15 protein-coding genes are annotated in these 19,018 nt (G+C 62.9%); 4 read left to right on the top strand and 11 right to left on the bottom strand.

The window, feature by feature from the left end:
* The first annotated feature begins 1 nt into the window (after position 1).
* The 4 genes from P2T68_RS21445 (at position 2) to P2T68_RS21430 (ending at position 3,673) form a co-directional block, all read left to right on the top strand.
* A complete protein-coding gene (locus P2T68_RS21445; RefSeq protein ID WP_010210958.1) occupies positions 2-391 on the top strand; it encodes a RidA family protein in 390 nt (129 codons plus the stop codon).
* A 290-nt stretch (positions 392-681) separates the two neighbouring features.
* Positions 682-1,446, top strand: coding sequence for an IclR family transcriptional regulator (locus tag P2T68_RS21440; RefSeq protein WP_069075814.1), 765 nt, complete (start codon positions 682-684; stop codon positions 1,444-1,446).
* A 9-nt stretch (positions 1,447-1,455) separates the two neighbouring features.
* Positions 1,456-2,664, top strand: a complete 1,209-nt coding sequence (locus P2T68_RS21435) for an amino acid deaminase (protein ID WP_277378251.1) — start codon at positions 1,456-1,458, stop codon at positions 2,662-2,664.
* 100 nt (positions 2,665-2,764) lie between these two features.
* Positions 2,765-3,673 carry a sugar kinase gene (locus P2T68_RS21430; protein WP_069075816.1) on the top strand — a complete coding sequence of 303 codons (909 nt, stop codon included), beginning with the start codon at positions 2,765-2,767 and terminating at the stop codon, positions 3,671-3,673.
* 305 nt (positions 3,674-3,978) lie between these two features.
* On the opposite strand, the gene P2T68_RS21425 is transcribed toward P2T68_RS21430, so the two are convergent.
* From P2T68_RS21425 to P2T68_RS21375, 11 genes are all read right to left on the bottom strand, one after another.
* The gene (locus P2T68_RS21425) at positions 3,979-4,254 is read right to left on the bottom strand and encodes a peptidylprolyl isomerase (RefSeq protein ID WP_010564624.1); all 276 of its coding nucleotides are present in this window, start codon (positions 4,252-4,254) and stop codon (positions 3,979-3,981) included.
* Between the two features lie 43 nt (positions 4,255-4,297).
* Positions 4,298-6,835: a PAS domain-containing sensor histidine kinase gene (locus P2T68_RS21420; RefSeq protein ID WP_193690559.1), complete on the bottom strand. Its 2,538-nt coding sequence runs from the start codon at positions 6,833-6,835 to the stop codon at positions 4,298-4,300.
* Positions 6,836-6,978: 143 nt separating this feature from the next.
* Entirely contained in the window at positions 6,979-8,931 is a 1,953-nt protein-coding gene (locus P2T68_RS21415; protein ID WP_024075088.1) for an acetoacetate--CoA ligase, read from the bottom strand.
* Between the two features lie 66 nt (positions 8,932-8,997).
* Positions 8,998-9,771: a 3-hydroxybutyrate dehydrogenase gene (locus P2T68_RS21410; protein ID WP_024075089.1), complete on the bottom strand. Its 774-nt coding sequence runs from the start codon at positions 9,769-9,771 to the stop codon at positions 8,998-9,000.
* A 7-nt stretch (positions 9,772-9,778) separates the two neighbouring features.
* Positions 9,779-11,170, bottom strand: coding sequence for a GntP family permease (locus P2T68_RS21405; RefSeq protein WP_024075090.1), 1,392 nt, complete (start codon positions 11,168-11,170; stop codon positions 9,779-9,781).
* A gap of 292 nt (positions 11,171-11,462) precedes the next feature.
* On the bottom strand, positions 11,463-12,860 hold the full coding sequence (locus tag P2T68_RS21400; RefSeq protein WP_102625545.1) for a sigma 54-interacting transcriptional regulator: 1,398 nt from the start codon (positions 12,858-12,860) through the stop codon (positions 11,463-11,465).
* A 122-nt stretch (positions 12,861-12,982) separates the two neighbouring features.
* Positions 12,983-14,554, bottom strand: a complete 1,572-nt coding sequence (locus tag P2T68_RS21395) for an ABC transporter ATP-binding protein (RefSeq protein ID WP_024075092.1) — start codon at positions 14,552-14,554, stop codon at positions 12,983-12,985.
* A 10-nt stretch (positions 14,555-14,564) separates the two neighbouring features.
* Positions 14,565-15,587 carry an ABC transporter permease gene (locus P2T68_RS21390; protein WP_024075093.1) on the bottom strand — a complete coding sequence of 341 codons (1,023 nt, stop codon included), beginning with the start codon at positions 15,585-15,587 and terminating at the stop codon, positions 14,565-14,567.
* Positions 15,587-16,648, bottom strand: coding sequence for a microcin C ABC transporter permease YejB (locus P2T68_RS21385; protein ID WP_024075094.1), 1,062 nt, complete (start codon positions 16,646-16,648; stop codon positions 15,587-15,589). The genes P2T68_RS21390 and P2T68_RS21385 overlap by 1 nt, the downstream gene beginning before the upstream one ends.
* The gene (locus P2T68_RS21380) at positions 16,648-18,507 is read right to left on the bottom strand and encodes an extracellular solute-binding protein (RefSeq protein WP_168233101.1); all 1,860 of its coding nucleotides are present in this window, start codon (positions 18,505-18,507) and stop codon (positions 16,648-16,650) included. The genes P2T68_RS21385 and P2T68_RS21380 overlap by 1 nt, the downstream gene beginning before the upstream one ends.
* A 131-nt stretch (positions 18,508-18,638) precedes the next feature.
* Positions 18,639-18,920 carry a peptidylprolyl isomerase gene (locus P2T68_RS21375; protein WP_069075821.1) on the bottom strand — a complete coding sequence of 94 codons (282 nt, stop codon included), beginning with the start codon at positions 18,918-18,920 and terminating at the stop codon, positions 18,639-18,641.
* Positions 18,921-19,018 lie beyond the last annotated feature (98 nt).

The following is a 19,018-nucleotide window of genomic DNA, read 5'->3' as shown; positions in this document are numbered from 1 at the left end:
TATGAGCATTACTCGTTACGGCGCCGGCAGCACCGCCGGCGGTGGTCAGCCGCGTCCTTTCGCCCGCGCGGTGGAAGCGGACGGCTGGCTCTACGTCTCGGGCCAGGTGCCAGCGGTGGACGGTGAAATCATCACGGGCGGGATCATCGAGCAAACCCGGCAGACCATGCGCAACGTGGTGGCGATCCTTGAAGAAGCCGGCTACGAATTGAAAGACGTGGTACGGGTGGGCGTGTGGCTGGAAGACCCCCGGGACTTCTGGAGTTTCAACAAAGTGTTCGGCGAATACTTCACCCCCGAACACGCCCCGGCGCGGGCCTGTGTGCAGGCCAACATGATGGTTGATTGCAAGGTCGAGATTGATTGCGTGGCCTACAAGAAAAAAGGCTAAATTGCCCCACTCTTGAGACCACAGGAAATCCAATGTGGGAGGGGGCTTGCCCTAATGCCGTTCAGTTAAGGCTTTTTTGTAGGAGCGAGGGGGACGCCTAGTTCTTGCTCGCGAAAAACGTCAACGATAACGCGTGTTTCCTGAGTGAACGCGGCGCCTGTGAGTTTTTCGCGAGCAAGCTCGCTCCTACAGAAGGCGATGTACGCTTAACTGAACGGCATTAGGGCTTGCCCCCCCTCCCACAATGGACCTGCGCCAGCCCCACCCTTTCGACCGGATCGAAAATTGCCATGACCGAAGACACCATCAAACGTCGCGCCAAAGGCCTGGACCGTGCGTTCGATATCCTCGACTTTCTCAAGGAAATCGGGCAGCCCCTGCGCCCGAATGATATTGCCAACGGTATCGGCAGCCCCAAGTCCACCGTCTACGAACTGGTCGCTTCCTTGCTGGAACGGCGCATTCTCGAAACCGTGGGCAAGGACGGTCACGTCTACCTCGGCCGCCAGTTGTACTTTCTCGGCCAGGCGCATTTGCGTCATTTCGACCTGACCCGCGAGGCTGACCACGCCTTGCAGGAGATCGTCAGCCAGACCCACGAAACCGCACAGATGTGCCTGCTCAACGGGCGTAAATACACGGTGGCGCTGATGCGCGAAGGCGAGCGGCATTTCCGTATTTCTTCGGATATCGGTGAGAACGCGCCGATCCCGTGGACCGCGTCCGGGCGCCTGCTGCTGGGGCACTTGAGCGATCAGCAGATCGTCGACCTGATCGACCCTGAGGATTTCATCCTGCCGGACGGTCAGCGCCTGCCGCTGGAGACCTTCCTCGCACAAATCCGCCAGGCCACGGTCGATGGCTTCTTTTCCTTCGACAGTGTGGCCGACACCTTCACCCATTGTTTTGCCGCCCCGGTTCGGGACGCGCAAGGCATCAGCATTGCGACCTTGTGCATCGTCGCCCCGAGGGCCGATGCCAGCACTCATTACAACGACTATCGCCGGGTGTTGATCGAAAGCGCCAACAACCTGGCCCGTCGCATCAACGAATAGGAGCTTTCCATGTCTGCCATCAATGCCGTTGAAAAGGGCGCCGCTGCAGTCGGCGCCCACCTGGTCCGTGACGTCAGCCTGCCGGCGCTGGTCCTGCACCGCGATGCCCTGGAGCACAACATCCGCTGGATGCAGGATTTCGTCAGCCACAGCGGCGCGCAGCTTGCGCCACACGGCAAGACCAGCATGATGCCGGCGCTGTTCCAGCGCCAGCTGGCGGCCGGTGCCTGGGGCATTACCCTGGCCACCGCGGTGCAGACTCGCGCGGCTTATGCAGGTGGCGTGCGGCGTGTACTGATGGCCAACCAACTGGTGGGCGCGCCGAACATGGCGTTGATCGCCGACCTGCTGGCCGATGGGGATTTCGACTTCCACTGCCTGGTCGATCACCCGGACAACGTCGCCGACCTGGGGCTGTTCTTCGCCGCCCGTGGCCTGCGCCTGAACGTGATGATCGAGTACGGCGTGGTCGGCGGCCGTTGTGGCTGCCGCAGCGAGCAGGCCGTGCGAGACCTGGCCAAGGCGATCAAGGCCCAGCCGGCCCTGGCCCTCACCGGTATCGAAGGCTATGAAGGCGTGATCCATGGCGAGCACGCCATCAGCGGCATCCGTGACTTCGCCGCCAGCCTGGTACGCCTGGCCGTGGACTTGCAAAACAACGGTGCGTTCGACTTGGCCAAACCTATCATCACCGCCTCGGGCTCGGCCTGGTACGACCTGATCGCCGAGTCGTTCGAGGTGCAGAACGCTGCCGGTCGTTTCCTCAGCGTGTTGCGCCCTGGCAGCTATGTGGCCCATGACCACGGTATCTACAAAGCGGCGCAGTGCTGTGTACTTGAGCGCCGCAGCGACCTCAGCGAGGGCCTGCGCCCGGCGATGGAAGTCTGGGCCCATGTGCAATCGCTGCCCGAGCCAGGCTTCGCGGTGATCGCCCTGGGCAAGCGCGATGTGGCCTACGACGCCGGCCTGCCGGTGCCGCTCAAGCGCTACCGAGCGGGGATCCTGCCAGCGGAAGGGGAGGATGTGAGCGCCTGCAACGTCACGGCAGTGATGGATCAGCACGCGTTCATGACCGTGGCCCCGGACGTTGAACTGCGCATTGGCGACATCATTTCCTTTGGCACCTCCCACCCTTGCTTGACCTTTGACAAGTGGCAGGTCGGTTGCCTGGTGGATGAGCAGTTGCAGGTGATCGAGTCGCTGCATACCTGCTTCTAGACCGTGTCGCGCCTATCGGGGGCAAGCCCCCTCCCACATTTGAAAGGTGTGGGAGGGGGCTTGCCCCCGATGAGGCCATCAGCCCCCCGAGACAGCAACCATGACCACCCATCCCCGCATCGCCTTGATCGGCGAATGCATGATCGAACTGCAACACCGCGCCGACGGCAGCCTGCAACAAAGTTTCGGCGGCGACACCCTCAACACGGCGGTGTACCTGCGCCGTGAGCTGGGCGACATCGGCAGCGTCGACTATGTCACTGCCCTGGGCGACGACAGCTTCAGCGATGCGATGTGTGCGCAATGGCAGGAAGAGGGGCTTGGCCTGGGCCGGGTCCAGCGCCTGCCTGGGCGTTTGCCGGGGTTGTACTGCATCCAGACGGATGCGCACGGCGAGCGCAAGTTTCTCTATTGGCGTAATGAAGCGGCGGTACGTGACTGCTTTACCACGCCGGCCGCCGCGCCGATCCTGGCGGCATTACCCGGTTATGACGTGGTGTATTTCAGCGGCATTACCCTGGCGGTAATCGGTGATATCGGGCGCGCGCGTTTGCTCAAGGCCCTGATCGAAACCCGTCGGCGTGGCGGCAAAGTGGTGTTCGACAACAACTACCGGCCGCGGCTGTGGGCCACGGTGGACGTTGCCCGTGAGGCGTATCGCACAGTACTGGCCGAGGTGGATATCGCCTTGCTGACCGAAGATGACGAGCTTGCATTGTTTGGGTACGCCGACAGCGAACAGGTGTTCGCGGCGTATCCGGCGATTGCCGAAGTGGTACTCAAGCGTGGTGCGCAGGCCTGTTTGATCCGTTGCGACGGTAAGCGCTTTGCCGTGCCGGCGCTGAAGGTGGAGACGGTGGTGGATACCACGGCGGCGGGGGATTCATTCAGTGCGGCGTACCTGGCCAGTCGGCTCAAGGGGGGCTCGCCGGAGGCGGCGGCGTTGGCCGGGCATCGGTTGGCGAGCCGGGTTATCCAGGTGCCGGGGGCACTGATCCCCAGGGAGTAAGTGAATGGCCGCCTGCGGCGGATCGGGGGCTTGCCCCCGATGGGCATGGGTATCTACGTAACTTTTCTGCCCCCCGACAAATCTCCCTGTGGCGAGCGGGCTTGCCCCGCGTTGGGCTGCGTAGCAGCCCCAGTAAAGAAGAACGCGGTGCATCAGACACTCTGTAGAGGTTGGTTTTGGGGCTGCTACGCAGCCCAACGCGGGGCAAGCCCGCTCGCCACAACAGCCCTGTCTGCCGCGCGTTCAGCGTTGAGCCAACGTTGTGTAGATACCCATGCCCCCGATGGGGGTCTTAAGTCATAGCCTCAATCGCGGTAAAACACCTGCACCAGGTGATAGCCAAACTTGCTCTTGATCGGCCCGTGAACCACCTTCACCGGCTTCTTGAAGATCACCGCATCGATCACCCCCACCATCTGCCCCGGCCGCACTTCGCCCAAGTCGCCGCCGCGCTTGCCGGACGGGCAGGTGGAGTATTTCTTGGCCAGCACATCAAAGGCTTCGCCCTTGGCGATGCGCTGCTTGAGTTGTTCGGCTTCTTCGCTGGTTTTCACCAGGATATGACGGGCTTGGGCTTTCATGGTTCTCTACCAGGTGTGCGACGGCGCGCGATTATGCCTGAACTCATTCGACCACGCTGATCATGCTGCGGATCTTGGTCGCCAACAGGTCGATGGAAAACGGTTTGGCCACCATGTCCATGCCGTCCTCCAGGAACCCCTGGCGTTCGGCGGCTTTCTCGGCGTAACCGGTCATGAACAGCACGCGCAGGCCCGGGCGATGCTGGCGGGCGATTTCCGCCAGTTGCCGGCCGTTCATGCCGGGCAGGCCAACGTCGGTCACCAGCAGGTCCACACGCAGGTCCGACTCCAGCAGCGGCAGCGCAGCACGGGCGTCCGCCGCCTGGTGGGCGGTGTAGCCCAGCTCGTCGAGCACATTGACCACCAGCATGCGCACGGCGGGGTCGTCCTCGACGACCACGACCGCTTCACCGGCCAGGGCCACTGGCGCTTCGCTCGAGTGCGGCGGCAGGCTGCTTTCCAGGGCGGTGCCGTGCAGCCGCGGCAGGTACAGGCGCACGCAGGTGCCCTGGCCCGGTTCGCTTTGAATGGTCACATGGCCGCCGGACTGTTGGGCAAAGCCATAGATCATCGACAGGCCCAGGCCGGTGCCCTGGCCGATCGGCTTGGTGGTGAAGAACGGATCGAACGCCTTGGCAAGGATCTTCGGCGCCATCCCGGAGCCGTTGTCGCTCACGCCGAGCATCACGTAGTCACCGGCCTTGACCGGTTCGAGGGTGGTGATGTCGGTGCCGTCCAGGTAGCTGTTGGCGGTTTCGATCAGCAGCTCGCCGCCGTCGGGCATGGCGTCGCGGGCGTTGATCACCAGGTTGAGCAGGGCGTTTTCCAGCTGGCTGGCATCGGTGTTCACCGGCCAGATATCGCGGCCCAGCTGTACTTTCAGGGTGATATGCGCGCCCTTGGTGCGGCGGAACAGGTCCTCCAGGGAGGCCACCAGTTGATTGGGGTCGGTCGGGCGCCGGTCCAGCGACTGGCGCCGCGAGAACGCCAGCAAGCGGTGGGTGAGGGCGGCGGCACGATGGGCCGAGGCTACGGCGGCGTCGGCAAAGCGGCCGATATCGTCGCTGCGCCCGGCGGCGATATAGCGTTGCATCAAGTCCAGGCTGCCGATAATGCCGGTGAGCATATTGTTGAAGTCATGGGCAATGCCGCCGGTGAGCTGGCCCACCGCTTCCATTTTCTGCGCGTGGCGCAGGGCGTCTTCGGCGCGTTCACGCTCGAACATCTCGTTTTGCAGGCGCTGGTTGGCCTCCGCCAGTGCCTGGGTGCGCTGGGCGACGCGTTCTTCGAGGTTCTCATTGAGGTTGCGCAGGGCTTCTTCGGTGAGCTTGCGTTCGGTTTCATCGATCACAAAGATGTAGAAACCGTTGACCGAGCCGTCATTGCTGAAGCGCGGCAGGTACTTCATCAACGCATGGCGCGGCCGGCCATCGTGATGGGGGGTAATGGTGGTGAAACTGCACGCCTTGCCCCCCAGCGCGGCGGTGATCATGTCCTCGCGCCCGGCATACACCTCATCGCCGAGCACTTCGCGGATGCTCTTGCCATACAGCTCCTGGGGCGTCATGCCGTACCAATCGAGGTAGGCACTGTTGTTCAGGCGAAAGCGTTGCTCATGGTCAACGTAGCCGATCAGCACCGGCATGGCGTTGATGATCAGTTGCAGTTCGGTCTGGCTTTGGCGCAAGGCCTGTTCGGTATGCTTGCGTTCGGTAAGGTCCAGCGCGGCACCGAGGAAGCGTGCCGGGCGGCCCTGCGGGTCCTTATAGCAGCGCCCGCGCGCGAATACCCAGCGCACCTGGCCATCGGCTTGCAGCAGGCGGTATTCCTCGGCGTATTCGGTGCCATGGGTGATGCAATGCTTGATGCTGCGCGCCACCGTGCCACGGTCTTCCGGGTGCACGCCTTGCAGGTAATCGCTGATGGGCAGGAGACTCGCTTCGTTGGGGTCGACGCCATGCAGGAAGGCGAAGTGCGCGTCGGCGATAAAGCGGTCTTCGCCGATGTCCCAGTCCCAGGTGCCCACTGCATCGGTGGCGGCCAGCGCCAGTTGCAGGCGTTGTTCAGTGTTGTGCTGGGCCTTGAGGCTGTCTTCGGAACGCTGTTGCAGTTCGAGGGCCTTGCGGCGGCGTTCGTTGGTCTCGATGGCGGTGACCAGGATGCCGGCCACGGCGCCGCTTTCGTCGCGGATCGGGCTGTAGGTCAGGTCGAGCCAGATTTCAGTGTCGCGATGATCGCGTTGCAGTACGAAACGCTGCTCGGTGAACGTGCGCACCTGGCCGCCGAGCACGGCGTCATAGATCGGTGCGGTGAAGTCTTGCAGCTCCGGCCAGGTCGCGTGTGCCGGCTGGCCCAGGGCGCCGGGGTGTTTGTTGCCCGCCAGGCGCGCGAAGCCATCATTGTAGAGCTGGATAAGTTGGTCGCCCCACAGCAGGAGCATCGGCATCGGCGAGTTGACGACGATATCCACGGCGGTACGCAAGCTCTGCGGCCAATCATTGGCCTCACCGAGAGGGCTGCGCGCCCAGTCCAGCCGCGCAATCAATGCAGCGGCTTCGCTGTCGGTGGATGTTCCCTTCATGACAATGCCCTGAGCGTAACGCTTTGAAAATGACAAAGAACAGATTATCCCGTGAGTCGGGAACGGCTGGCTACCCCTCGAAAAGTAGCATGCATTTGGGCGTTGTCTTCAAATGAGTGTCTCAGGGCTGAAACCGTTCCACCTCAAGCCAGCTCAGGACGGTCGCGAAATTGCGCCAGGGCCTGGGGGTTGGCCAGGGCGTCGGTGTTTTTCACCGGCTCGCCATGCACCACGTTACGTACCGCCAATTCCACGATCTTGCCGCTGATGGTGCGGGGGATATCGGTGACGGCGAGGATCTTCGCCGGCACATGGCGTGGCGTGGTGTTGGCGCGGATCACCTGGCGGATTTGCTGCTCCAGGGCCGCATCCAGTTCAACGCCATCGTTGAGGCGCACGAACAGCACCACGCGCACGTCGTCCTGCCAGCGTTGCCCGATGGCCAGGCTCTCCAGCACCTGCGGGACTTTTTCCACCTGGCGATAAATCTCGGCGGTGCCGATGCGCACGCCGCCGGGGTTGAGCACTGCGTCGGAGCGTCCGTGGATCAGCAGGCTGCCATTGGGGCGTTGCTCGGCATAGTCGCCCTGGGCCCAGACGCCGGGGAACTGGCTGAAATACGAGGCGCGCAGTTTTTGCTGCTGCGGGTCATTCCACAGGCCGATGGGCATGGCCGGGAAGTGCCGGGTACACACCAGTTCGCCTTTTTCACCGATTAACGGTCGGCCCTGGTCGTCCCACACTTCGATCGCCATCGCCAGGCTCTTGCATTGCATTTCGCCGCGGCGCACAGGCAGTACCGGGTTGCCGATCACAAAGCAGGAGACGATATCGGTGCCGCCGGACATCGACGACAGGCACAGCTCTGCCTTGATCTCGCGGTACACATAGTCGTAGCTCTGGGGCGACAGCGGCGAGCCGGTGGAAATCAGCCCTTTGAGGCTGCCCAGGTCATGGCTCAGGCGCGGTTGCAACCCGGCCTTTTCCAGGGTGACGAGGAACTTGGGGCTGGTGCCGAACACGCTGATTTTTTCTACGTCGATCAGGTCAATCAAGCGCTCGGGGCCGGGGTGGAAGGGCGAGCCGTCATACAGCACCGCCGTCGCACCCAAGGCCAATACCGAGACCAGCCAGTTCCACATCATCCAGCCGCAGGTGGTGTAGTAAAACAAGCAGTCCTCGCCGGACAGGTCAGCATGCAGGCCGTGCTCCTTGAGGTGGGTGAGCAGCACGCCGCCGGTGCCGTGGATGATGCACTTGGGCACGCCGGTGGTGCCGCTGGAATAGAGGATGTACAGCGGATGGTCGAACGGCACCGCGACGAATTCAGGTGCGCCGCCGGGTTGGTAGAAGTCACTCCACAGCGCGACGCGGGCCTCGGTCCGATAGTCCTCGACCCGCGCCTGGGGCCGGGCATACGGCACGATGATCAACTGCTGCAGGGACGGCAGGCGTGCGAGGATCTCGTTGAGTTTGGCGCTCTGGTCGATGTCCTTGCCGGCGTAGCGGTAACCGGCGCAGGTGATCAGCACCTTGGGCTCGATCTGGCCGAAGCGGTCGATCACGCCTTGGGTGCCGAAGTCCGGCGATGAACACGACCAGATCGCGCCCAGGCTGGTGGTGGCAAGCATGCCGACCAGGGTTTGCCAGGTGTTGGGCATGCATGCCGCCACCCGGTCGCCCACCCCGACGCCGGCCGCGCGCAGGCTTTTTTGCAGGCCGGCGACGTGGGCGGCCAGTTCGGCGTAGGTCAGTTGTTCGCGCTGGCCGTCTTCGCTGATGGCGACCACGGCGGGGTGATCGTCGCGACGGCGCAGCAGGTGTTCGGCAAAGTTCAGGGTCGCGCCGGGGAACCACTGGGCGCTGGGCATCTCGGCGCCTTCGATCAGCGCCGCGCTGGGCGGGCTGCGAAACTGCACGTCGAAAAAGGCCACGATCGCCTGCCAGAAGTCCGGGCGCTGGTCGATGCTCCACTGGTGCAGGGCCGGGTAGTCGCTGAGCTGCACGCCGTGGCGATCATTGATAAAGCGCCGGAACTGGTCCATCCGGGTGTTACGGATGCGTTCGGGGGAGGGTTGCCAGAGGATCTCGGACATCAGCAAGGTCTCTTGTTCTTGTACAGGTCTTCCAAACGATAGAGTTTAGATCTCCAGTGTCAGGTTTTATTGAGCCAGCCAACCACCATCGATATTCCACGCCGCGCCCCGCACCTGGGCGCCGGCCTCACTGCACAAAAACAGCACCAGTTCGCCCAACTGCGGCGGTGTCACGAACTCCAGCGACGGCTGCTTCTCGGCCAGCAAATCATGCTGCGCCTGTTGCGGGTCGACGCCACTGGCCGCGCGGTCATCGATCTGCTTCTGCACCAGCGGGGTCAGCACCCAGCCTGGGCAGATTGCGTTGCAGGTCACGTTACCGGTCGCGGTCTCCAGGCCCACCACCTTGGTCAGGCCGATCACGCCATGTTTGGCCGCCACATACGCGGCCTTGCCCACCGAACCGACCAGGCCGTGCACCGAGGCGATATTGACGATACGCCCCCAGCCCTTGGCCTTCATGCCCGGCAGGCTCAAGCGCGTGCTGTGGAACACCGAAGACAGGTTGATCGCAATGATCGCGTCCCAGCGTTCCACCGGGAAGTCTTCCACCGCCGCCACATGCTGGATGCCGGCGTTGTTCACCAGAATGTCCACGCCGCCGAATTCGCGCTCGGCATAGGCGATCATGTCGGCGATCTGCGCCGGGTCGCTGACGTCGGCGGGGTGATGCCCGACCTTGCCGCCGAACGCCTGCACCTGGGCGATCACCGCGCTGGCGTCGCCAAAGCCGTTGAGGATCAGGTTGGCGCCGGCCTTGGCCAGGCTCAAGGCGATGCCCAAGCCGATACCGCTGGTGGAGCCGGTGACCAGGGCGGTCTTGCCGTTCAATGTCGTCATGAAAACCTCACACAATGCCGGTGGCATAGAAAGTACCGATCACCACGAACACCGCGAGGGTCTTGATAATCGTGATGCCGAAAATGTCCTTGTAGGCTTCGCGGTGGGTCAGCCCGGTGACCGCCAGCAGCGTGATCACCGCGCCGTTGTGGGGCAGGGTGTCCATGCCGCCGCTGGCCATGGCCGCGACCCGGTGCAGCACTTCAAGGGGGATATTGGCCGCATGGGCCGCTGAAATAAAGCTCTCGGACATGGCCGCCAGGGCGATGCTCATGCCGCCGGACGCGGAGCCGGTGATCCCCGCCAGCAGGGTCACGGTAATCGCTTCGTTGACCAGCGGGTTGGGGATGCCCTTGAGCCAGTCCGCCAGCACCAGAAAGCCCGGCAGCGAGGCGATCACCGCGCCAAAGCCGTATTCCGAGGCGGTGTTCATCGCCGCCAGCAGCGCACCGCTGACCGCGCTTTTACTGCCTTCGGCCAGCTTGCTTTTGATTGCCGACCAGCCAAACACCAGCACGATCACGATGCCCACCAGCAATGCCGCCTGCACCGCCCAGATCGCGGTGAGCTTGGCGATTTCGGTCGTCACTGGCGTACTCATGCCCGGCAGGCTGAGGCTGTGGGTCTTGCCGTACCACAGTGGAATCCAATGGGTGAACAGCAGGTTCATCACCCCCACCAGGATCAGCGGCGACAGCGCGATCCATGGGTTGGGCAGGGTCAGGTTCTCGGCGGTTTCCGGCTCGTTGCGCAGCTCGGTGCCGTAGCCTTCGCCGGCCCGTTGCGCTTTGTTGCGTTGGCGGGCGAGGTAGAGCATGCCGGCGCAGAACACGAAGATCGTACCGATCAGCCCCAGCCAGGGGGCCGCCCAGGCGGTGGTGTTGAAGAAGGTGCTGGGGATGATGTTCTGGATCTGCGGCGTGCCGGGCAGGGCGTCCATGGTGAATGAGAACGCACCGAGGGCGATGGTCGCCGGGATCAAGCGCTTGGGGATATTGCTCTGGCGGAACATCTCTGCCGCGAACGGGTACACCGCAAACACCACCACAAACAGCGACACGCCGCCGTAGGTGAGCAGGGCGCAGACCAGCACGATCACCAGCATCGCCTGGCGCGTACCGAGCAAGCGGATCGCCGCGGCCACGATCGAGCGCGAGAAGCCCGACAGCTCGATCAGCTTGCCGAACACCGCACCGAGCAGGAATACCGGGAAGTACAGTTTGATAAAGCCAACCATTTTTTCCATGAACACCCCGGTAAACGCAGGGGCGACAGCGGACGGGTCGGTGAGCAGGACAGCGCCGAGGGCGGCGATGGGGGCAAACAGGATAACGCTATAGCCACGGTAGGCAGCCAGCATCAGCAGCGCGAGGGCTGCCAGGGCAATGATCACACTCATGGTGTGTCTCCATCGGATTGTTATTGTTGTGGGTAAAGCTGTGGGGAGGGCTATAGCGAGATGTATGCCAATTATTTAACTTGTTGAAATATATGGGCATTTTTTAATTTTTCGGGCGGGGCCCCAGATTCTGTCTCAATCTGGAGACAAACACAGCTCAAATGTGGGAGGGGGCTTGCCCCCGATGAGGGAGTTGTCAGTCACTTATTTGTTAACTGATCCGGCGCTATCGGGGCAAGCCCCCTCCCACAGGGATTGTCTTTTTCTGGAGAATCAAGTCTCTACTTTGAGACTAGGCGATGCCCAGTGCCACCATCTTCTTGTACAACGTCGACCGCCCAAGCCCCAATCGCTTGGCCGCCTCCACCACATTCCCTTCACAGGCCTCGAGCGTCGCCGCAATCAGCTGCCGATCGAACCGCGCTCGCGCCGCCGCGAACGTCTCGCCTTCGACCGTTTTCACTTCGTTGCGGGCTACCGGGCTGAACGTGCCGATCGCCGCGCGAATCTCGGCGGCATTCAATACCAGGTCATCGCTCAACAAGGCTGCCCGCTCCAGCACATTGCGCAGTTCACGGATATTCCCCGGCCACGCATGCTGCGCCAACAACACGAGGGCTTCACGGTCCAGTTCATGCTGGCTGTGCAGTTCTTCGAGGATCGCTTCGCTCAGCGCGGGAATATCCTCCAGGCGCTCACGCAATGGCGGCACCTGAATGGGCAGCACATTCAGGCGGTAGTACAAATCCGCGCGAAACTCACCGCGCTTGATCGCCGCCTCCAGGTCCATGGAGGTGGCGGCGATGACCCGTACATCACTGTGCAGCATCTCGTTGGAGCCCACCGGTTCGAATTCTTTTTCCTGCAACACCCGCAGCAGCTTGCTTTGCAGGGGCAGGGGCATGTCACCAATTTCATCGAGGAACAGCGTGCCGCCCTGGGCGATCTGGAATTTGCCGGGCCGGCCCTTGCGGTCGGCACCGGTAAACGCGCCGGGGGCGGTGCCGAAGAACTCGGCTTCCAGCAGGTCGTGGGGGACGGCCGCGCTGTTGATGCTGACAAACGCCTTGTGCGCACGCTTGGATGCGCCGTGGATCGCCTGGGCCAGCAGCTCTTTGCCGGTGCCGGTTTCGCCGAGCAGCAACACCGGCGACTCGGCACTCGCACTGCGCCGCGCCCGGCGTTTGACGTCGAGGCTGGCGGCGCTGGTGCCGATAAAGTGTGCAAAGTTGTACTTGCTCTGCCGCGAACGCAGCAGCGAGCGGGTGGAGGCCAGTTCCGCCTGCATGCTCAGGTAGCGCTCGATCAGCGGCGACAGGTTGCGCAGCTCATCGAACAGCGCAAAGCCAATCGCGCCAATCACCGTGCCGGCATTGTTGTGGATCGGCAGGCGCATCACCACCAGCGGGCCTTTGGGCGTGTCCTGGATATCCAGCAGAATCGGTTGGTCGTTGCGCACCACCTGGCGCAACAGGCTGTTGGAGATCACCTGTTCGCAGGGCTGGCCGATGGCTTCGTCAGCGCTTTTGAGGCCGAAGCGCTTGGCGTAGCGCTCGTTCATCCACACGATATTCGCGTCGCGATCGACAATCACCGTGCCTTCGCTGGACTGCTCGATGATCTCGAACAGCGACTGGATCGCCAGGCCGCGAACCTGTTCGTAATCCTTGAGGTTTTCGGTGATGTTCATGCCGGCAGAATCCTGTAGGAGCGAGGCGGACGGCTAGTCCTTGCTCGCGAAGGTCGTCAACGATAACGCGGTACATCTGGAAGAACGTGGCGTACTTGGATTCTTCGCGAGCAAGCTCGCTCCTACAAGGGGATGTGCGCGGCGGCCAGCAGTTCCTTGGTATAGGGATGTTGTGGCGATTCAAATACCGCATGGCTCGGCCCGCGCTCCACCACCTTGCCATCCTTGATCACGATCATGTCATGGGCCATGGCGCGCACCACCGCCAGGTCATGGCTGATAAACAGGTAGGTCAGGCCGTATTTTTCCTGCAACTCGCGCAGCAATGCCACCACTTGCTTCTGCACCGTGCGGTCCAGGGCCGAGGTGGGTTCGTCGAGCAGTATCAGCGCCGGCTTGAGCACCAGCGCGCGGGCGATGGCGATACGTTGGCGCTGGCCGCCGGAAAACTCGTGTGGGTAGCGATGCCGGCTGGCGGGGTCGAGGCCGACCTCCTTGAGCACCTGGATCACCTGCGCTTCGCGGTCGGCCAGGCTGCACGGTGCATGCACTTCCAGGCCTTCGCTGATGATCTGCTGCACCGACATGCGTGGGCTGAGGCTGCCGTAGGGGTCCTGGAACACCACCTGCATCTGCTTGCGCCACGGGCGCATCTGGTGGTGGTTGAGCGGGTCGAGGGCTTTACCCTGGAAGCGGATGCTGCCGGTGGAGTCGAGCAGGCGCAGGATCGCCTGGCCCAGGGTGGATTTACCCGAGCCCGACTCACCGACGATGCCCAGGGTCTTGCCGCGCTGCACGCTGAGGCTGATGCCGTCCACGGCGCGCAGGTAGGTCTTGCGCTGGAACAACCCACCGCCGAGAGGAAATTGCACGGTCAGGTCGTCCACCTGCAACACGGTCTCGCGCTCCTCGCCGCACAACACGTCGCCCGCCGGCTCCGCATCCAGCAGCAGGCGGCTGTAGGGATGCTGCGGCGCGGTGAACAAGGTCTCGCAGGCGGCCTGCTCGACAATCTCGCCGGCATGCATCACGCACACCCGCTGGGCGATGCTGCGCACCAGGTTGAGGTCGTGGCTGATCAGCAGCATCGACATGCCCAGGCGTTGTTGCAGGGACTTGAGCAGCAGCAGGATCTTGCGCTGCACGGTGACGTCCAGCGCGGTGGTGGGTTCGTCGGCAATCAGCAGTTGTGGCTCGCAGGCCAGGGCCATGGCGATCATCACCCGTTGGCGCTGGCCGCCGGACAGTTGGTGCGGATACGCCTTGAGGCGTTCCTGGGGTTTCTGGATGCCCACCAGGCCCAACAGTTCCAGGATGCGCGCCTGCGCCGCCTTGCCGCCCAGGCCCTTGTGCAGCAGCAGGGTTTCGCCGATCTGCTTTTCGATGCTGTGCAGTGGATTGAGCGAGGTCATCGGCTCCTGGAAGATCATCGCGATGCGATTGCCGCGCAGCTTTTGCAGGGTGGTCGCCGGCGCGCCGATCAGTTCCTGGCCGCGATATTTCACCGACCCGGTGGTTTGCGTACCGGCCTCGGGCAACAGTTGCAGGATCGAGTGAGCGGTCACCGACTTGCCCGAGCCCGACTCGCCCACCAGCGCCAGGCACTCGCCGGGGCGCACGTCCAGGCTCAGGTTGTGCACCACGGTCTGGCCACTGAAGGCGACGCACAGGTCACGAATTTCGATCAGGTTCATCTGCAGTCACTCATGAACGGGGGTCGAAGGCATCACGTAATGCCTCGCCGATAAAGACCAGCAGCGACAGGATCAGCGCCAAGGTGAAAAACGCCGTCAAGCCGAGCCACGGCGCTTGCAGGTTCTGCTTGCCCTGGGCGATCAACTCACCCAGCGACGCGCTGCCGGCCGGCATGCCGAAGCCGAGGAAGTCCAGGGCGCTCAAGGTGGAGATCGCCCCGGTCAAGATAAACGGCAGGTAGCTCAGGGTGGCGGTCATCGCGTTGGGCAGGATATGCCGGCGGATGATCTTGCCGTCGCCCAGGCCCAATGCCCGTGCGGCCTTGACGTACTCCAGGTTGCGCCCGCGCAGGAACTCGGCGCGCACCACGTCCACCAGGGCCAGCCAGGAAAACAGCGCCATGATCCCCAGCAGCCACCAGAAATTCGGTTCGACAAAGCCCGACAGGATGATCAGCAGGTACAGCACCGGCAGCCCGGACCAGACTTCGAGGATGCGCTGGCCAAGCAAGTCGACCCAGCCGCCGTAGTAACCCTGCAAGGCGCCGGCGGCGATGCCGATGCTCGCGCTGATCGCCGTGAGCGCCAGGGCAAACAGGATCGACACCCGTGCGCCAAAGATCACCCGAGCCAGCACATCGCGCGATTGATCGTCGGTGCCCAGCCAGTTCACCGCCGAGGGCGGGCTCGGGGCAGGGCGGGTCAGCTCGTAGTTGGGCGTGTCGTCGCTGAACGGGATCGGTGGGAACAGCATCCAGCCGCCGTCCTGCTTGATCAGCTTCTGTACGTAGTCGCTGCGGTAGTCGGCCTGGAACGGCAGTTGGCCACCGAACTGCTGCTCGGTGTAGCGTTTGAACACCGGGAAATACAGCTCGTTTTTGTAGCTGAGCACCAGGGGCTTGTCGTTGGCGATCAACTCGCCGCCCAGGGTCAGGATAAACAGGCCGATGAACAGCCACAGCGACCACCAGCCGCGCCGGTTCTGCTTGAACCGCTCGAAGCGTCGACGGGCCACGGGAGACAGGTTGAGCATCAGGCGTTCCTCGCGGCGAAGTCGATACGCGGGTCCACCAGGGTGTAGCAGAGGTCGCCGATCAGTTTTATCAAGAGACCGAACAGGGTGAAGATGAACAGCGAACCGAACACCACCGGATAGTCGCGGGACACGGCGGCTTCGTAGCTCATGCGCCCGAGCCCGTCGAGGGAAAAAATCACCTCGATCAGCAGCGAGCCGGCAAAGAACACGCTGATAAACGCCTGGGGAATCCCGGAGATCACCAGCAGCATCGCATTGCGAAACACATGGCCGTACAGCACGCGGCGTTCGCTCAGGCCCTTGGCACGGGCGGTGACCACATACTGGCGTGTGATTTCATTGAGAAACGAGTTCTTGGTCAGGATGGTCAAGGTGGCAAACCCGCCGATCACCAGTGACGTGACCGGCAATACCAGGTGCCAGAAGTAGTCGGCGATCTTGCCCACGGTGCTCAGCTCGTCGAAGTTTTCCGAGACCAGGCCCCGTACCGGGAACCAGTTCAGCGACGTGCCGCCGGCGAAGACCACGATCAGGAACATGGCAAACAGGAACGCGGGCATGGCATAGCCGATGACGATGGCGGTGCTGCTCCACACATCGAAGTTGCTGCCATGGCGCACCGCCTTGCGAATGCCCAGGGGGATCGACACCAGGTAGGTGATCAGCGTGGCCCATAGGCCGAGGGAGATGGTCACCGGCATCTTTTCTAGGATCAGGTCGATCACCGTTGAACCCCGGAAGAAGCTGTTGCCGAAATCCAGCTGGGCGTAGCTCTTGAGCATCAACCACAGGCGTTCCGGGGCTGGCTTGTCGAAGCCGTACTGTTTCTCGATGTCCTTGATCAGTTTCGGGTCCAGGCCACGGCTGGCCCGCGAGCCGCTGCTGAGGCCTTCGCCGGAGGAACCCCCGACGGCACCGCCGCCGATGCCTTGCAGGTGGGCAATGGCCTGTTCCACCGGGCCACCGGGCGCCGCCTGTACGATCACGAAATTCACCAACAGGATGATCACCAGGGTTGGGATGATCAGCAGCAGGCGCCGCACGATATAGGCAAACATCAGCGCGTCCCCCCGCGTTTTTTCAGCTCGGCATTCATCTGTTCATTCGTCAGTGGCGTGGGGCTGATTTCCCACCAGGTTTCCAAGGCCTCGTCGTTCTTGGCCTCGATGGCCGGGCGCCCGAAGCGGTTCCACCACGCGGCAGAGGTGCCGGGCGGGTAGTAGTTGGGAATCCACAGGTAATTCCATTGCAGCACGCGGTCCAGGGCGTGGGCATACGTGAGCATCTGCGCCTGGGTGTCGGCCTTGACCAGGCCCTTGATCAGCGTGTCGACGGCCGGGTCCTTGAGCACCATGTAGTTGTTCGCGCCCGGGTCGAACGCAGCGCTGGAGCCGAAGTAGTTGTACAGCTCCATCCCCGGCGAGGTGGTGACCGGGAAACCGGTGACGATCATGTCGTAGTCGCGGGTCATCAGGCGGTTGACGTACTGCGAGGAGTCGATGCGGCGGATATTCAGGGTGATGCCGATCTGCGCCAGGTTGCGCTTGTAGGGCAGCAACAGGCGTTCCAGGCCGGCCTGGGCATTGAGGAAGGTGAACTCCAGCGGCTCGCCTTCGGCGTTGACCAATTTGTCGCCTTCGGGCTTCCAGCCGGCCTCTTCCAACAGGGCCAGGGCTTGCAGTTGCTTGTCGCGGATCATGCCGCTGCCGTCGGTGACCGGCGCCTTGAACACCTGGGTGAACACTTCGTCGGGCACCTGGCCGCGCAGCGGTTCGAGGATTTTCAGTTCTTCCTGGGTGGGCAACTGGCTGGCAGCCAGCGGGCTATTGGAAAAGTAGCTCTGCTGGCGGATGTACAGGTTGCGCATCATCTGCCGGTTGGCCCATTCGAAATCCCAGAGCATCGCCAGGGCCTGGCGCACGCGGCGGTCCTTGAACATCGGTTTCTGCACGTTGAACACATAGCCCTGGGCCGGTTGCGGCATTTCCTTGGCCAGGTGTGCACGTTGCAGGCGCCCGTCATCCAGGGCCGGGCCGTTGTAGCCGATGGAGTAACCGGTGGCGGAGAATTCGCGGTTGAAGTCATAGGCGCCGCCGCGCAATACCTGGCGCGCCACTTCGGTGTCGCCGAAGTATTCCAGGCTCAGGTGATCGAAGTTGTACAGGCCGCGGCTGACGGGCAGGTCCTTGCCCCACCAGTCTGGGTTACGGGTAAAGGTAATGGTGCTGCCCGAGTCGATCTTGCCGACCTTGTACGGGCCGCTGCCCAGTGGCGCTTCGTAGCCGCCGCCATTGGCGAAGTCGCGGGTCTTCCACCAGTGCTCGGGGAACACCGGCAGGGTGGCGATATCCAGGGGCAGGGTGCGGTTTTCATTGCTGGAAAAATCGAAACGCACCTGGCGCTCGCCTTCGACTTCGACATGTTTCACGTCTGCGAACAGGGTGCGAAAGCGCAGGCTGCCCTGGGTCATCAGCAAATCGAAGCTGTAGCGCACGTCTTCGGCGGTGATCGGCTTGCCATCGGCAAAGCGCGCCTTGGGGTTGAGGTAGAAACGCAACGACAGGCCGTCGTCGGCCCGTTCCATCTTTTCGGCCACCAGGCCATAGACCGTGTAGGGCTCGTCGAGGGAGCGCAGGGCCAGGGGCGAATACAGCCAGCCGTCGATCTGGGACACGCCGATACCTTTGTCGATATAGGGCAGCACATGGTCGAAACGCCCGATCTCGATCGCCGAGCGCCGCAGGCTGCCGCCCTTGGGCGCGTTGGGGTTGGCGTAGTCGAAATGGGTGAAGCCGGCAGCGTACTTGGCCGGTTCGCCGTACACCGTCAGGTAGGTTTGCGGGGCCGCGATCACGGCCGTGCTGGCCAGCAGCAGGGCCAGGGCGGAGCCAAACAGAGTCGAAAAAGCCAGTCGCATTATCAGCCTTGAGCGCCGGGTGAAGAAGAATAGGGATTTGTACGCTAACGGCCAGGGCATCGCCAGTCATCCCATGCACAACGGCCCACCAAAAAGGCGGGCCGTTGTTTCAAGCATCAGCGCGGACGGGATCAGTCCTGACGGCTGGTCACTTCCAGCAGGTGATAACCGAACTGGGTTTTCACCGGGCCTTGCACGGTGTTGACCGGGGCGCTGAACACGACGGTGTCGAATTCCTTGACCATCTGGCCTGGACCGAACGAACCCAGGTCGCCGCCTTGGCGGCTGGACGGGCAGGTGGAGTTGGCTTTGGCGATTTCTGCGAAATCGGCGCCGCCTTCGATTTGGGCCTTGAGTTCGTTGCACTTGTCTTCAGTGGCAACCAGGATGTGACGGGCAGTGGCTTTGGCCATGGGAGTAACTCCTTGAATAAAAAGGTGAGCGTACCGGATTCAGGTGGTTATTTGTTGGCAAAGTTCCCTTGGGGTGGTGTTCTCTTGGTGGGTGGGTT

The organism is Pseudomonas sp. G11, from assembly GCF_029457515.1.
Lineage (GTDB): Bacteria > Pseudomonadota > Gammaproteobacteria > Pseudomonadales > Pseudomonadaceae > Aquipseudomonas > Aquipseudomonas gorinensis.
The sequence above is the reverse complement of the archived record's forward strand: the minus strand, read 5'-3'. Positions and strand labels throughout refer to the sequence as shown.